Below are 14,723 nucleotides of genomic sequence, written 5' to 3'. Positions count from 1 at the left end.
CAAGACGCCGGGCGGGCTCCTCGGAGCCCGCCCGGCGTCCTTTTACCGCGTCCGCGGCGTCTCAGCGGCCGCGCAGCGACCGGTAGGTGGCCACGAGGGCCTTGGAGGACGCGTCAAGACCGGGCACCTCGGCGCCCTCGGTCAGGGCGGGCTCCACGCGCTTGGCGAGGACCTTGCCCAGCTCGACGCCCCACTGGTCGAAGGAGTCGATGTTCCAGACCGCGCCCTGCACGAAGACCTTGTGCTCGTAGAGCGCCACCAGCTGCCCCAGCACCGAGGGGGTCAGCTCCTTGGCGAGGACGGTCGTCGTCGGGTGGTTGCCGCGGAAGGTGCGGTGCGGGACCTGCGCCTCCGGGACGCCCTCGGCACGGACCTCCTCGCTGGTCTTGCCGAAGGCCAGCGCCTGCGTCTGGGCGAAGAAGTTGGCCATCAGCAGGTCGTGCTGGGCGGCGAAGGCCGGCTCCAGCTCGTCGACCGGGTTGGCGAAGCCGATGAAGTCCGCGGGGATGAACTTCGTGCCCTGGTGCAGCAGCTGGTAGTAGGCGTGCTGCCCGTTGGTGCCGGGCGTGCCCCACACGACCGGGCCGGTCTGCCAGTCGACGGGCCGTCCCTCCCGGTCCACGTACTTGCCGTTGGACTCCATGTCGAGCTGCTGCAGGTAGGCCGTGAACTTCGACAGGTAGTGGCTGTACGGCAGGACCGCGTGCGCCTGCGCGTCGAAGAACTGCCCGTACCAGACGCCCAGCAGACCCATCAGCAGCGGCGCGTTGGCCTCCGGAGGGGCGGTGCGGAAGTGCTCGTCGACGAGGTGGAAGCCGGCCAGCATCTCCCGGAACTGCTCCTCGCCGATGGCGATCATCAGCGAGAGCCCGATGGCGGACGGGTACGAGTAGCGCCCGCCGACCCAGTCCCAGAACTCGAACATGTTGTCGGTGTCGATGCCGAACTTGGAGACCTCCGCCGCGTTCGTGGACACCGCCACGAAGTGGAAGCGCACCGCGTCCTGGTCGCCGCCGAGCCCGTCGAGCAGCCACTCGCGCGCCGAGGTGGCGTTGGTGATGGTCTCGATGGTGGTGAACGTCTTGGACGCGACGATGAACAGCGTCTCGGCGGGGTCCAGGCCGTGCAGCGCCTCGTGGAGGTCGGCGCCGTCCACGTTGGAGACGAACCGGAAGGTGAGCCCGCGGTCGGTGAACGCGCGCAGCACCTCGTAGGCCATCGCCGGTCCCAGGTCGGAGCCGCCGATGCCGATGTTCACCACGTTCTTGATGCGGCGTCCGGTCGAGCCCACCCACTTGCCCGTGCGGACGGAGTTGGCGAAGCTCCCCATCCGGGTGAGCACGTGGTGGACCCCGGGCACCACGTTGACGCCGTCGACCGTGATCTCGGCCGACTGCGGGGCGCGCAGCGCCGTGTGCAGCACGGCACGGTCCTCGGTGACGTTGATCTTCTCGCCGCGGAACATGGCGTCCCGCAGTGCGGCGACACCGGTGGCCGCCGCGAGGTCGCGCAGCAGACGCAGCGTCTCGTCGGTCACCAGGTGCTTGGAGTAGTCCAGATGGAGATCGCCGACCTGCACGGTGTAGCGCCGGGCGCGGTCCGGGTCGGCGGCGAACAGCTCCCGCAGGTGGGTCGCGCCCAGCTCCTCGTGGTGCTCGGCGAGCGCGTGCCACTCGGGCCGCTGGTCGAGACGGGTTCGGCCCTGCGTGTTGGTATCGGACATCAGTCCACTTCTCCTCGTCCTCCTGCTGCAGGTCCAAACTAGTTGATTACCTGCACGCCGTTGTTTCACGTCCGCCGTCTGGCGTGGTGACGATCGGACGAAGAACAGGCAACGCGCAGCCCAGCACGGCGGCCGCGAGCAGCAGCGGGGCGTTCGGTCCGAGGATCTGCGCCGCGGCGCCGCCCAGCAGGGCGCCGAGCGGAGCCCCCGCCACTCCCAGGGTGCGCATGGCCGCGCTCACCCTGCCCAGCAACTTCTCGGGCGTGCGCTGCTGCATCAGGGTGGTCTCATTGACGTTCCACACCATGCCGAGGGCTCCGAAGACGGCCAGGGCGGCCGCGGTCACCGGCAGGGAGCGCACGGTGCCGGCCACGACCAGGCAGCCGGCCTGGAGGGCCAGGCCCGGCGCCAGGCTCCTGACGCGGCCGCCCAGCAGCGCGGAGAGCCGCCCCGCGGCCGCTCCCCCGGCCACGCTGCCCGCCCCGTAGGCGACCAGCACGAGGGCGTATCCCGTGTGCCCCGCGTGGAGCCAGCCGGTGACCTGGAGGACGAGGGTCGCCACCAGGGCGCCGATGCCCACGTTGACCACGGTGTTGGCCGTGCACAGCGCCCTGAGCACGCGGTCCCGCCACAGCACCCGTATGCCCTCGGCGATGTCCTGCCGCATCGTGCGTCCCGCGGCCCGCGCCGCCCGTTCGGGTGCGGGCAGCCGCAGCGAGGCCACCAACCCGGCCGCGACCGCGTAGGTGAGGGCGTCCACCCCGAACGGCAGCGCGGCCGTGAGGCCGAACAGCACCGGCACCAGCGGCGCGGCGAGGAAGGTCGCGGCCATGGTCTGACCGGTCATCAGGCGGGCGTTGGCGCGGCCCAGGGACCGGGAGGGGACGACCGCCGGCAGCAGGGAGGTCGCCGCGTTGTCGAAGAGGGTCTGCAGTGTGGCCAGCGCGAACGCCAGCACGAGCAGCAACGCGATGCCCGCCCGGTCCAGCCACACCGCGAGCGCGAAGACGGCCGTGAGCGCGCCCCGCACTGCGTCCACCGCCCACATGGCGCGCCGTTGGTCCACCCGGTCGGCCACCGCCCCGCCGAGCAGCCCGAAGACGAGCCAGGGCACGAAGCCGGCGGCGGTGACGAGCGAGACCAGCAGCGGCGAGTCGGTCAGGCCCACGGCGAGCAGCGGCAGCGCCGCCGCCCGCAGCCCGTCACCGAACCGCGAGATCGCCGCTGCCGTCCACAGCCGCCCGAACCCGCCCCGCCACTGCGGCGTGCGCTCCCGGCCCTGCGCGATGCCGACGCTCATGGATCCCCCCGCTCACCGGTCTTCGACCTTCGTCACAGACCGTAGCGGGGGCCACTGACAACGCAGCGTCCGCGCAGGTCAGAACCCTCCGCGGTGCAGTCTCTCCCCGTAGTGGCGCTCCAGGACGAGGTTGCGCTCGAAGCCGCCGGGGACGTTGGCCGAGACGTACACCGGTGCCTGGTGGCCCTCGGCGGTCATCAGGCCGACGGCCTCGGCGACGGTCATCTGGACGAGCATGGCCGAGGTGATCGTGGAGATCCCGCACAGCGAGCCGCCGTCGGGCAGCGGGAGCAGGGCGTCGCCGGTCGGCGCGCCGTTGTCCAGGACGACGTCGGCGACGTCGGCCAGGCGCTTGCCGCCGGCGTGCAGTGCCGGGACGGAACGGGTGTGCCGCAGCGAGGTGAGGGCGATCAGCGGGTGGCCGGCGTCCTTCACGTGCAGGGCGAAGTCGACGATCGAGTTGTTGACGCCGGAGTTGGAGATGACGACGAAGACGTCCCGCGGATGCGGGGCGGCCAGTTCGTACAGGCGCTTGCCGAGCCCCGGCGATCGCTCCAGCAACGGGTCGGAGAGCACCGAGAGGTCCTCGCCGCCCCGGAGCACCAGGTCCGACAGCCCGATGCGGTTGGTGGGGATGAGCCCACCGGCACGTCCGGCGATCTCCAGCGCCGTGGCCTGCGAGTGGCCGGTCCCGAAGGCCTGGACGATGCCGTCCGCGGCGACGCAGTCGGCGATCAGCCGGGCGGCGGCGGCCACGGAGTCCTTGTTGCCGGCGACCACGCGGTCGATGACCGTCCTCGCCTCCTCGGCGAAGCGTGCGGCGGTGGTCGTCACGTCGTCGGCCATGGCCGATTCCCCCTGAGTCCAGTGATCCGGCGGATGCTCCTCCGAAACGATGGACGAGAGGTCTAGTCCACGTCAATCCCTCCGCGGACACCTCCTGTCGGCGCCACCCGAACCGTCCGGTTCGCTCCCGCTCAGTCCCCGCTCACCCGCAGCCGGGCCAACGCCAGCGCGCCCGCGCCACCGTCGCGCACCGGCTGGACGTCCAGATCCATCTCCTCGGCACGGGCCACCACCCGGCCGAGCAACGGCCCCGTCGGGCCCAGCAGCCCGCCGGTGACGACCAGGGGTTCGCCCGGGCGCGGGTCGAGCGCGGCGACGGTGGCGGCGAGTTCGTCGGCGGCGTCGTCCAGCAGGGAACCGGCGACCTCGTCGCCGTCCCGGTCGGCGGTGACGGCGAGCGGGCTCAACCGGGCCAGCCTGACCGGGGGTTCGGCGTACACCAACGGCACCAGACGGTTGCGCAGCACGTGGCACTCATGGCCGCCGGGACGCTCCTGGGCGAGGTACGGGCCTCCGGGGGAACCCATGTAGTGGGAGAGCACGCCCTCGACGAGGATCGTCCACGGCCCGCGCCCGTCCAGCGCGCGCAGGGCGGCCCGCATGACCTCGCGGCCCAGCCAGAATCCGCTGCCCTCGTCGCCGATCAACCAGCCGTTGCCGTCCGCGACGAGGGTCTGCTGGCGCTTCTCGATCCGCGCGGCGACGGCTCCCGTCCCGGCGACCAGGGCCAGACCGTCCGCCGGCGTGCCCGGCGCGGAGGCGAAGGCGACCTCGATGTCGCCGCAGACCGTCACCTCGGGCGTGCCGACGCCGTGGCTGTCGAGCGCCGCCCGCAGACAGGAGGTGGCCAGTTCGTGCCCCGTCTCGGGGCCGGTGCCGAGCGCCGCGCCGGCGAAGCCGCCCACGACGGACGTGACCTCGCCTCTGCGGTCCTCCGGGACCGCGCCGCGGATGGCGTCCGCGAGGTGCTGCGTCAGCGCCACACGTTCGACGGTCATCGCGTTGCCGGGCCCGCCCTCGCCCTCGCCGAGCACCACGCCTTCGCGCGCCGCCTCCGCCAGGTAGGCGCGCGTCCGGGTTCCGCCCGCATCGATGCCGATCACCAGAGACACGACACGGAGTATACGTTTTGGTTACGCACAGTCGAAGGGACGCGACGGGCCCGGCCGCGAAAGAAGGGTCTTCCTCGCGGGCCGGGCCCGTGGAGTTTCAGCCGGTGCGGCTCAGATCTCGCCGCGCAGCTTGGCGAGCGCCTCGGCGAGGATCGCCTCGCCGTCGGCCGCGCTGCGCCGCTCCCGCACGTACGCCAGATGCGTCTTGTACGGTTCGGTGCGCGGCGGCGCCGGGGGGTTCTCCTCGTCCTGTCCGGCCGGGAAGCCGCAGCGAGGGCAGTCCCAGGTCTCCGGGATCTGCGCGTCGCTCGCGAAACTCGGCCGGGTCTCGTGCCCGTTGGAGCACCAGAAGGAGATGCGCAGGCGCGGCGCGGACTCGCCCCGCTCGGCCTCTCCCATCGGCCCCGCCCCGACCCGACTGCCACGGATCGCGTTGCCACTTGCCACGGTCGTAACTCCCTGCGTGATGGTGCTGCGAGGTCGCCCAGTTTACGGAGACCGGTCCACCCCCCGCGCCTGCGGGGAAAGGGCACCGTATCCCATGACGCGCTCCCATGATAAGTCGCGCCGACGACGAAGCGTCACTTCTCCCCGGAAGCCGGGGACTCGGTCACTTCTGGAACTTCAGCAGAAGCCCGAGAGCGACAATGCACGCAAACCACAGCAGACCGATGACAACCGTGATCCGGTCGAGGTTGCGCTCGGCCACCGAGGAACCGCCGACGGACGACTGCATGCCGCCGCCGAACATGTCGGACAGACCGCCACCCTTGCCCTTGTGCATCAGCACGAGCAGCAACAGCAGCAGGCTGAAGATGATGAGGGCGATGGAGAACCCGATGACCACAGCTGGACCAACTCTCTCGGTGACCTAGGACGACGCGGGGGCCGGGCCGCTGCCTGCTATGCAGCGCTCCGACCCCCGACAGAGTACTTCGGGCAGGGCCCGACAGCCTACTGCCGCGAAACTTACTGGTCGCGGAAGCGGATGATCTTGACGAACTCCTCCGGGTCCAGCGCCGCGCCGCCGACCAGGGCGCCGTCCACGTCCGGCTGCGCCATGATCGCCGCGATGTTGCCGGCCTTGACCGAACCGCCGTACTGGATGCGGATTGCGTCGGCCACCTCCTGGCCGTACAGCTCGGCCAGACGGCCGCGGATCGCCCCGCAGACTTCCTGGGCGTCCTCGGGGGTGGCGACCTCGCCGGTGCCGATGGCCCACACCGGCTCGTACGCCACGACCAGGGTCGCGGCCTGCTCGGCCGGGATGTCCTTCAGGGCGCCGTCGACCTGGGCGAGGGTGTACGCCACCTGCTCACCGGCCTTGCGGACGTCCAGGCCCTCGCCGACGCAGACGATCGGCGTCAGCTCGTGCCGGAACGCCGCCTTGACCTTGGCGTTCACCTGCTCGTCGGTCTCGTGGTGGTACTGGCGGCGCTCCGAGTGGCCGATGACCACGTACGAGCACTTCAGCTTGGCCAGCATCGAGCCGGAGATCTCACCGGTGTAGGCACCGGAGTCGTGCGCCGACAGGTCCTGGGCGCCGTACTTGATCTTCAGCTTGTCGGCCTCGATCAGGGTCTGCACCCCCCGGAGGTCGGTGAAGGGCGGCAGCACGACGGCCTCGACGGCGTCGAAGTCCTTGTCGTTGAGCGCGAAGGCGAGCTTCTGGACGTGGTGGATGGCCTCGAGGTGGTTGAGGTTCATCTTCCAGTTGCCCGCCATGATCGGCGTGCGCGAGGTCATCGGGTCAGTCCTCCAGTGCGGCGAGGCCGGGGAGCGTCTTGCCCTCGAGGTACTCGAGGCTCGCGCCACCACCGGTCGAGATGTGGCCGAAAGCGTTCTCGTCGAAGCCCAGGATACGGACGGCCGCGGCCGAGTCGCCGCCGCCGACCACGGTGAACGCGGGGCTGTCGATCAGCGCCTGGGCGATCGCGCGGGTGCCCTCGGCGTAGTCGGGGTGCTCGAAGACGCCCATCGGGCCGTTCCAGAAGACGGTTGCCGCGTCGGCGAGCTTCGAGGCGAAGACCTTGCGGGACTCCGGACCGATGTCCAGGCCCTGCAGGTCGGCGGGGATGGCGTCGACGCCGACGACCGCCGGGTTGGTGTCGACCGGGTCCTTCAGATCCGGGAAGGACGGGGCGGCGACGACGTCCACGGGCAGCACGAACTCCACGCCCTTGGCCTTCGCGCGCTCCAGGTACTCCTTGACCGCGGGGATCTGGTCCTCCTGCAGCAGGCTCTTGCCCACCTCGTGGCCCTGGGCCTTGAGGAACGTGTAGACCATGCCGCCGCCGATCAGGATCCGGTCGGCACGCTCCAGCAGGTGGTCGATGACCCCCAGCTTGTCGGAGACCTTGGCGCCGCCGAGCACCACCGCGTACGGACGGGACACGTCCTCGGTGAGCTTCTTCAGCACGGTGACCTCGGTGGCGATCAGCAGGCCCGCGGCATGCGGCAGCCGGGCCGGGAGGTCGTACACGGAGGCGTGCTTGCGGTGCACCGCGCCGAAGCCGTCACCGACGTACAGCTCGGCCAGCTCGGCCAGCTGCCCGGCGAAGGCGCCGCGCTCGGCGTCGTCCTTGCTGGTCTCGCCCGGGTTGAAGCGCAGGTTCTCCAGCAGCGCCACCGAGCCGTCGGTGAGGGCGTCCACCGTCCCGCGGGCGCTCTCGCCGACCGTGTCGGTCGCGAACGCCACCTGCGTGCCGAGGAGTTCGCCCAGGCGCGCCGCGACGGGGGCGAGCGAGAACTGCGGGTCGGGCGCGCCCTTGGGGCGGCCCAGGTGGGAGGCGACGATCACCTTGGCGCCGGCCTCGGCCAGCTTGGCGATGGTCGGTACGACGGCGCGGATGCGGCCGTCGTCGGTGATGGTGGTGCCGGACAGCGGCACGTTGAGGTCGGCGCGCACGAACACACGCTTGCCGCCGACCCCCTCGTCGACGAGTTCGTCGATCGTCTTCATGGTGGAGGCTCCCCTGCCTTGGTCCTGACTGGTCGGATCGCTCCGACCGCCACGTCATGGGACAGGGCCCGGACGACGGCACGTCGTCCGGACCCTGTCCTCATCGCATGGCGGGCGGTCGAGCGGGTGTCAGAGCTGGCCGCCGACGAAGACGGTCAGGTCGACGAGGCGGTTGGAGTAGCCCCACTCGTTGTCGTACCAGCCGATGACCTTGACCTGCTTGCCCTGCGCCATCGTCAGCGAGGAGTCGAAGGTGCAGGAGGCCGGCCAGTTGACGATGTCCGACGAGACGATCGGGTCCTCGGTGTACTCCAGGATGCCCTTGAGCTGGCCCTCGGCGGCCTTCTGGAAGGCGGCGTTGACCTCGTCCTTGGTGACCTCGCGCTCGAGCTCGATGACCAGGTCGGTCACGGAGCCGGTCGGGACCGGGACGCGCATGGCGATGCCGTCCAGCTTGCCCTTCAGCTGCGGGAGCACCAGGGCGGTGGCCTTCGCGGCACCCGTCGAGGTCGGGATGATGTTCTCCGCGGCGGCACGGGCGCGACGCAGGTCCTTGTGCGGGAAGTCCAGGATGCGCTGGTCGTTGGTGTACGCGTGCACGGTGGTCATCAGGCCCTTGACGATGCCGAAGTTCTCGTCGAGGACCTTGGCCATCGGCGCCACACAGTTGGTGGTGCAGGACGCGTTGGAGATGATGTTGTGCTTCGCCGGGTCGTACTTCTCGTTGTTGACGCCCATCACGATGGTGATGTCCTCGTCGGAGGCGGGCGCCGAGATGATGACCTTCTTGGCGCCGCCGTCGAGGTGCTTCTTGGCGTCGGCGGCCTTGGTGAAGATGCCGGTGGACTCGATCACGATGTCGACGCCGAGCTCGCCCCACGGGATGTCGGCGGGGTTGCGCTCGGACAGCACCTTGATGGTGTGGCCGTCGACGGTGATGGAGTCGGCGGTGTGCGTGACCTCGGCCTTCAGGCGGCCCAGGATCGTGTCGTACTTGAGCAGGTGGGCGGTGGTGGCCGTGTCACCCAGGTCGTTGACAGCCACGATCTCGATGTCCGCACCCTGGTCCAGGGCGGCACGGAAGAAGTTTCGACCGATGCGACCAAAGCCGTTGATGCCTACGCGGATCGTCACGAACCGATCTCCTCGCTGGTGTGCCGGAGGCCATTTCGCTCCGGCTGCGACGTATTGGGATGTCCCCGACCAAGGACGACCCTACCTCCCCGGGCACCCGGCGGTGACATCGGCGCCACGGGTGCCCGCCGTACGGAACGGTAACCGGACGGGGCGGGCGGGCCGCGGCGGGTTCAGCCCACCATCTCCTCGGTCAGGTTGGACTCGGTGCCCGGGATGCCGAGGTCCGAGGCGCGCTTGTCGGCCATCGCCAGCAGGCGCCGGATCCGGCCGGCCACCGCGTCCTTGGTGAGCGGCGGTTCGGCGAGCGAGCCCAGTTCCTCCAGCGAGGCCTGCTTGTGGTCCATGCGCAGCCGGCCGGCCGCCGCGAGGTGCTCGGGCACCTCCTCGCCGAGGATCTCCAGCGCCCGCTGCACACGCGCGCCCGCGGCCACCGCGGCACGGGCCGAGCGGCGCAGGTTCGCGTCGTCGAAGTTGGCGAGCCGGTTGGCGGTGGCGCGCACCTCGCGCCGCATCCGCCGCTCCTCCCACGCCAGCACCGACTCGTGCGCGCCGAGCCGCGTCAACAGCGCGCCGATGGCGTCACCGTCACGGACGACCACGCGGTCGACGTTCCGCACCTCGCGCGCCTTGGCGGCGATCTGCAGCCGGCGGGCGGCGCCGACCAGGGCGAGGGCCGCCTCGGGGCCGGGGCAGGTGACCTCCAGGGACGAGGAACGGCCCGGCTCGGTCAGCGAGCCGTGGGCCAGGAACGCCCCGCGCCAGGCGGCCTCGGCGTCGCAGGTGGCCCCGGAGACGACCTGCGGGGGCAGGCCCCGGATGGGACGGCCGCGGCCGTCGACGAGCCCGGTCTGGCGGGCCAGCTGGTCACCGCCGGCGACCACCCGCACCACGTACCGGCTGCCGCGGCGCAGCCCGCCGGGCGCCATGACCACCAGGTCGGAGGAGTGCCCGAAGATCTCCAGGACGTCCTTGCGCAGCCTGCGGGCGGCGATTCCGGTGTCCAGCTCCGCCTCGATCACGATGCGTCCGCTGACCAGGTGCAGTCCGCCCGCGAACCTCAGGATCGCCGAGACCTCCGCCTTGCGGCAGCAGGTCCGGGTGACGGGAAGCCGGGAGATCTCGTCCTTCACCGCTGCCGTCATCGCCATGGGCCGATCCTTCCATGCATACGAAAAATCCGGTCGAACGCGGCCGCCAGCAGTTCCGGATCGTGCCGCGGCCCGTCGGGGGCGGCGACCCGGGCCAGCTCCACCGTGCCCGACAACCGCTCGGCTGCCTGTATGAGGCTGTCGCGGTCGAGCACGGCGGCCTCGTCGGCCAGCACCACGTCGATGGTGAGTTTAGGGGCGTGTCGGGCCAAAACCTCCAAGTGACGCTGCGGAGAAAAGCCCTCGGTCTCACCCGGTTGCGGCGCGAGGTTGAGCGCGAGCACCTTGCGGGCCCTGGTCTCCATGAGCGCGGACACCAGATCGGGCACCAGCAGGTGGGGCATCACGGAGGAGAACCAGGATCCGGGGCCGAGCACCACCCAGTCCGCGTCGAGCACGGACTGCACCGCCTCGGGGACGGCCGGCGGGTCGTGCGGCACCAGTTGCACCTCCTGCACCTCACCGGGGGTGAGGGCGACGGTGGCCTGGCCGTGCACGGTCGTGACCTCGTCCGGCTCCGCCGGGTCGTGACCGCGCACCGTGGCCGTGAGCTCCAGCGGCACCGCGGACATGGGCAGCACCCTGCCGTGGGCGCCGAGCAGCCGGCCCACCCACTCCAGGGCCGCCACGGGGTCGCCGAGCTGCTCCCACAGCGCCACGATCAGCAGGTTGCCTACGGCGTGGCCGTGCAGCTCGCCCTGGCTGACGAAGCGGTGCTGGACGACCTGGGACCAGGTGCGGCCCCACTCGTCGTCGCCGCACAGCGCGGCCAGCGCCTTGCGCAGGTCGCCGGGCGGCAGCACCCCCATCTCCTGGCGCAGGCGGCCGCTGGAGCCGCCGTCGTCGGCGACCGTGACCACCGCGGTCAGGTCCTGGGTGATGCGGCGCAGGGCGGAGAGGGAGGCGGACAGTCCGTGCCCGCCTCCCAATGCCACGACCTTGGGCGTGGCCCCGCTGCGCGCTGCCGACCGGCGCAAGCGCCGCGTCGTCCTGATCACTCGCGCCCCATGTCCCGGTGGACGACCACCGTCTCCACTCCGTCGGCGGACAGTCGTGCGGCCAGGCGCTCGGACATGGCGACGCTGCGGTGCTTGCCACCGGTGCAGCCGACCGCGATGGTCACGTAGCGCTTGCCTTCGCGGCGGTAGCCGGCGTTGACGATGTGCAGCAACTCGGCGTAGCGGTCGAGGAACTCCTTGGCGCCGGGCTGGTTGAACACGTAGGTGGCGACCTCGTCGTTGAGTCCGGTGTACGGCCGCAGCTCCGGCACCCAGTGCGGGTTGGGCAGGAAGCGGCAGTCCGCGACCAGGTCGGCGTCGACGGGGAGGCCGTACTTGAAGCCGAAGGACATGACGGTGGCCCGCAGCTCCGGCTCCTCCTCGCCGGCGAACTGGGCGTCCATCTTGGCGCGCAGCTCGTGGACGTTGAGGCTGGAGGTGTCGATCACCAGGTCCGCGTCGCCGCGCAGCTCGCTCAGCAGCTCCCGCTCCTTGGCGATGCCGTCGACGATGCGCCCGTCGCCCTGCAGCGGGTGCGGGCGGCGCACCGACTCGAAGCGGCGCACCAGCGTCTCGTCGGAGGCCTCGAGGAAGAGCACCCGGCGCTTGACGCCCTTGGAGTCCAGGTCCGCGAGGGACTCGCGGAGGTTGTCGAAGAAGCGCCGGCCGCGGACGTCCACGACCACGGCGATCCGTGCCACGTTGCCCTGGGAGCGGGCGCCGAGGTCGACCATGGTGGGGATGAGGGCCGGCGGCAGGTTGTCCACGACGAACCAGCCGAGGTCCTCAAGACACTTGGCCGCGTGACTGCGCCCGGCACCCGACATGCCCGAGATGATCACGAGTTCGGGGATGGCCTCGGCCGCCTCTCCCGCTCCTCCGGTCGTCACCTGTGCTCCGCCTCCGTCGTTCGCGTTCATGAGCTGTGCCCCCGTTCCGTGGGGACGGTCACGGGACCGGCCGTCCCCTCTTCCTCAATGATCTCTCCTGTGGCGGTGTTCACCGCCGGTCCGGCCGGGGCGGCCCCGGCCAGCGCGGCGAGCACGGCCTCGGCGGTGCGCCGGCCGACCCCGGGGACCTCGCAGATCTGCTCGACCGTGGCCGCCCGCAGCCGCTTGAGCGAGCCGAAGTGCTTCAGCAGCGCCTGGCGGCGGCTCTCGCCCAGGCCCGGCACCGAGTCCAGGGCACCGGCCTTCATCGACTTGGAACGCTTGTTGCGCTGGTAGGCGATGGCGAAGCGGTGGGCCTCGTCGCGGACCCGCTGCAGCAGGTACAGGCCCTCGCTGGTGCGCGGGAGGATCACCGGGTCGTCCTCGCCGGGCAGCCAGACCTCCTCCAGGCGCTTGGCGAGGCCGCACACGGCCACGTCCTCCACGCCGAGCTCCTCCAGGGCCCGCCGGGCGGCGGCGACCTGGGGCTGCCCGCCGTCGACGACGACCAGCTGCGGCGGGTAGGCGAACTTGCGCGGCCTGCCCGTGTCGGGGTCGATGGGACCGCCGGCGACCTCGCCGCGGCCCTCCTCGCCACCGTCGCCGTCGCCGTCCCCGTCGACCCACTCGCCGGTCTTCTGCTTCTCCAGCAGGTAGCGGCGGAAGCGCCGGGAGACCACCTCGTGCATCGACCGGACGTCGTCCTGGCCGGCGAAGCTCTTGATCTGGAAGCGGCGGTACTCGCTCTTGCGGGCCAGTCCGTCCTCGAAGACCACCATCGAGGCGACGACGTCGTCGCCCTGGAGGTGGGAGATGTCGAAGCACTCGATGCGCAGCGGCGCCGAGTCCAGGTCCAGGGCCTGCGCGATCTCCTCCAGCGCGCGGGAGCGCGTGGTCAGGTCGGAGGCGCGCCTGGTCTTGTGCAGCACCAGCGCCTGCTGGGCGTTGCGCTGCACGGTGGCCATCAGGTCCTTCTTGTCGCCGCGCTGCGGTATCCGCAGGCTGACCTGGGAGCCGCGGCGCTCGGTGAGCCACTGCTGGACCGGCTCGTACGGCTCGGGCAGCGCGGGCACCAGCACCTCCTTGGGCACCCCCTCGCCCCGCTCCTCGCCGTACAGCTGCTGCAGGGCGTGCTCGACCAGCCCGGCGGTGCCGACCTCCTCGACCCGGTCGGTGACCCAGCCGCGTTGACCGCGCACCCGGCCGCCGCGGACGTGGAAGATCTGGACGGCGGCCTCCAGCTCGTCCTCGGCGACGGCGATCAGGTCGGCGTCGGTGGCGTCGGCGAGGACGACCGCGTTCTTCTCCAGGGCACGCTTGAGTGCCTCGATGTCGTCCCGGAGCCGGGCCGCCTTCTCGTACTCCATCGCGGCCGCCGCGTCCCTCATCTGCTGCTCCAGGCGGCGCAGGTAGGTGCCGGTGCGGCCGGCCATGAAGTCGCAGAACTCCTCGGCCAGTTCGCGGTGCTCCTCGGCGCTGACCCGGCCGACGCAGGGGGCCGAGCACTTGCCGATGTAACCCAGCAGGCAGGGGCGGCCGATCTGCGCGGAACGCTTGAACACCCCGGAGGAGCAGGTGCGCACGGGGAAGACCCGCAGCAGCAGGTCCACGGTCTCGCGGATCGCCCAGGCGTGCGCGTAGGGGCCGAAGTAGCGCACGCCCTTGCGCTTGGGGCCGCGCATCACCTGGACGCGGGGGAACTCCTCGTTCAGGGTGACGGCGAGCGAGGGATAGCTCTTGTCGTCCCGGTACTTCACGTTGAAGCGCGGGTCGAACTCCTTGATCCAGGAGTACTCCAGCTGCAGCGCCTCGACCTCGGTGGTCACCACCGTCCATTCCACGGAGGCGGCGGTGGTGACCATCGTGCGGGTGCGCTGGTGCAGGTTCGCGATGTCCTGGAAGTACGAGGAGAGCCGCTGGCGCAGGCTCTTCGCCTTCCCGACGTAGATCACCCGGCCGTGCTGGTCCCGGAACTTGTACACCCCGGGGGAGTCCGGAATCTGTCCCGGCTTGGGGCGGTAGCTGGAGGGATCGGCCATGCCCCCACCCTACTGATTGACGGTGACATTCCCGCCGTCTCAGGCCCCGGTCACGGCGACGAGCTTGCCCTCCTTGACCTGGACGTCGACCTTGGTCAGCGGCTTGGTCGCCGGGCCGTTGCGGACGGCGCCGGTGGCGGCGTCGAAGACGCTGCCGTGGCAGGGGCAGGACAGGGCGGTGCCCTCGACCTTGTCGCAGGTGCAGCCCTGGTGGGTGCACACGGCGCTGAACGCCTGGTAGCTGCCCTGCGTGGGCTGCGCGACGACTATCTTGGCCTCGCGGTAGAGCTTGGCGCCGCCGACCGGGACCTCGGTGGCCGCGCCCAGCTCGACGGGGCCGTCGGAGACCGCGGTGCCGGAGCCGCCGCAGGCGGTGAGGCCGACCCCGGCGACGCCCACGAGGGCCGCGCCCTTCAGGACGGTACGGCGGCAGGGGGGCAGGTCGGTGATGTCGGCCATGAGGGACTCCGCTTCGGCACGTAAGGAAAAGAGCTTGAAAGCTGCACCTTACGTGCCGAAACTCTGAGCC

The 14,723-nt window shown here is 71.3% G+C and carries 14 protein-coding genes; all 14 read right to left on the bottom strand.

Features of this window, described 5'->3' with window-relative positions; genetic code table 11:
* Window positions 1–61: 61 nt before the first annotated feature.
* Window positions 62–1,723, bottom strand: coding sequence for a glucose-6-phosphate isomerase (pgi, locus tag OG937_31935; protein ID WUD75979.1), 1,662 nt, complete (start codon window positions 1,721–1,723; stop codon window positions 62–64).
* A 46-nt stretch (window positions 1,724–1,769) separates the two neighbouring features.
* Window positions 1,770–3,023 (bottom strand): MFS transporter, encoded by a 1,254-nt coding sequence (locus OG937_31930; protein WUD75978.1) that lies wholly within the window; start codon window positions 3,021–3,023, stop codon window positions 1,770–1,772.
* 78 nt (window positions 3,024–3,101) lie between these two features.
* Window positions 3,102–3,869 carry an SIS domain-containing protein gene (locus tag OG937_31925; GenBank protein WUD75977.1) on the bottom strand — a complete coding sequence of 256 codons (768 nt, stop codon included), beginning with the start codon at window positions 3,867–3,869 and terminating at the stop codon, window positions 3,102–3,104.
* 131 nt (window positions 3,870–4,000) lie between these two features.
* Window positions 4,001–4,981 (bottom strand): ATPase, encoded by a 981-nt coding sequence (locus OG937_31920; GenBank protein WUD75976.1) that lies wholly within the window; start codon window positions 4,979–4,981, stop codon window positions 4,001–4,003.
* A 111-nt stretch (window positions 4,982–5,092) separates the two neighbouring features.
* The gene (locus OG937_31915) at window positions 5,093–5,428 is read right to left on the bottom strand and encodes an RNA polymerase-binding protein RbpA (protein WUD75975.1); all 336 of its coding nucleotides are present in this window, start codon (window positions 5,426–5,428) and stop codon (window positions 5,093–5,095) included.
* A 163-nt stretch (window positions 5,429–5,591) separates the two neighbouring features.
* Window positions 5,592–5,828 carry a preprotein translocase subunit SecG gene (gene secG / locus OG937_31910; protein WUD75974.1) on the bottom strand — a complete coding sequence of 79 codons (237 nt, stop codon included), beginning with the start codon at window positions 5,826–5,828 and terminating at the stop codon, window positions 5,592–5,594.
* Window positions 5,829–5,950: 122 nt separating this feature from the next.
* Window positions 5,951–6,727: a triose-phosphate isomerase gene (tpiA, locus tag OG937_31905; protein ID WUD75973.1), complete on the bottom strand. Its 777-nt coding sequence runs from the start codon at window positions 6,725–6,727 to the stop codon at window positions 5,951–5,953.
* Window positions 6,728–6,731: 4 nt separating this feature from the next.
* Window positions 6,732–7,943: a phosphoglycerate kinase gene (locus tag OG937_31900; GenBank protein WUD75972.1), complete on the bottom strand. Its 1,212-nt coding sequence runs from the start codon at window positions 7,941–7,943 to the stop codon at window positions 6,732–6,734.
* Between the two features lie 129 nt (window positions 7,944–8,072).
* Entirely contained in the window at window positions 8,073–9,077 is a 1,005-nt protein-coding gene (gap, locus tag OG937_31895; protein ID WUD75971.1) for a type I glyceraldehyde-3-phosphate dehydrogenase, read from the bottom strand.
* 173 nt (window positions 9,078–9,250) lie between these two features.
* A complete protein-coding gene (gene whiA, locus OG937_31890) occupies window positions 9,251–10,228 on the bottom strand; it encodes a DNA-binding protein WhiA (protein ID WUD75970.1) in 978 nt (325 codons plus the stop codon).
* On the bottom strand, window positions 10,219–11,205 hold the full coding sequence (gene yvcK, locus OG937_31885) for a uridine diphosphate-N-acetylglucosamine-binding protein YvcK (protein WUD75969.1): 987 nt from the start codon (window positions 11,203–11,205) through the stop codon (window positions 10,219–10,221). Before yvcK ends, whiA begins: the two co-directional genes overlap by 10 nt.
* A 17-nt stretch (window positions 11,206–11,222) precedes the next feature.
* On the bottom strand, window positions 11,223–12,146 hold the full coding sequence (rapZ, locus tag OG937_31880) for an RNase adapter RapZ (GenBank protein WUD75968.1): 924 nt from the start codon (window positions 12,144–12,146) through the stop codon (window positions 11,223–11,225).
* Window positions 12,143–14,194 (bottom strand): excinuclease ABC subunit UvrC, encoded by a 2,052-nt coding sequence (uvrC, locus tag OG937_31875; protein ID WUD75967.1) that lies wholly within the window; start codon window positions 14,192–14,194, stop codon window positions 12,143–12,145. The genes rapZ and uvrC overlap by 4 nt, the downstream gene beginning before the upstream one ends.
* Before the next feature lie 39 nt (window positions 14,195–14,233).
* Window positions 14,234–14,653, bottom strand: a complete 420-nt coding sequence (locus tag OG937_31870; GenBank protein WUD75966.1) for a Rieske (2Fe-2S) protein — start codon at window positions 14,651–14,653, stop codon at window positions 14,234–14,236.
* Window positions 14,654–14,723: the final 70 nt, after the last annotated feature.

This window comes from Streptomyces sp. NBC_00510 (genome assembly GCA_036013505.1).
Taxonomy (GTDB): Bacteria; Actinomycetota; Actinomycetes; order Streptomycetales; family Streptomycetaceae; genus Actinacidiphila.
Note: the sequence above shows the minus strand (reverse complement) of the source record. Positions and strands in the feature narration are given on the sequence as shown.

Excerpts from the sequence above, each read along its gene's own strand:
- pgi (WUD75979.1), bottom strand. The coding sequence starts at position 1,723 with ATGTCCGATACCAACACGCAGGGCCGAACCCGTCTCGACCAGCGGCCC.
- OG937_31930 (WUD75978.1), bottom strand. The coding sequence starts at position 3,023 with ATGAGCGTCGGCATCGCGCAGGGCCGGGAGCGCACGCCGCAGTGGCGG.
- OG937_31925 (WUD75977.1), bottom strand. The coding sequence starts at position 3,869 with ATGGCCGACGACGTGACGACCACCGCCGCACGCTTCGCCGAGGAGGCG.
- tpiA (WUD75973.1), bottom strand. The coding sequence starts at position 6,727 with ATGACCTCGCGCACGCCGATCATGGCGGGCAACTGGAAGATGAACCTC.
- OG937_31900 (WUD75972.1), bottom strand. The coding sequence starts at position 7,943 with ATGAAGACGATCGACGAACTCGTCGACGAGGGGGTCGGCGGCAAGCGT.
- whiA (WUD75970.1), bottom strand. The coding sequence starts at position 10,228 with ATGGCGATGACGGCAGCGGTGAAGGACGAGATCTCCCGGCTTCCCGTC.
- rapZ (WUD75968.1), bottom strand. The coding sequence starts at position 12,146 with ATGAACGCGAACGACGGAGGCGGAGCACAGGTGACGACCGGAGGAGCG.
- uvrC (WUD75967.1), bottom strand. The coding sequence starts at position 14,194 with ATGGCCGATCCCTCCAGCTACCGCCCCAAGCCGGGACAGATTCCGGAC.
- OG937_31870 (WUD75966.1), bottom strand. The coding sequence starts at position 14,653 with ATGGCCGACATCACCGACCTGCCCCCCTGCCGCCGTACCGTCCTGAAG.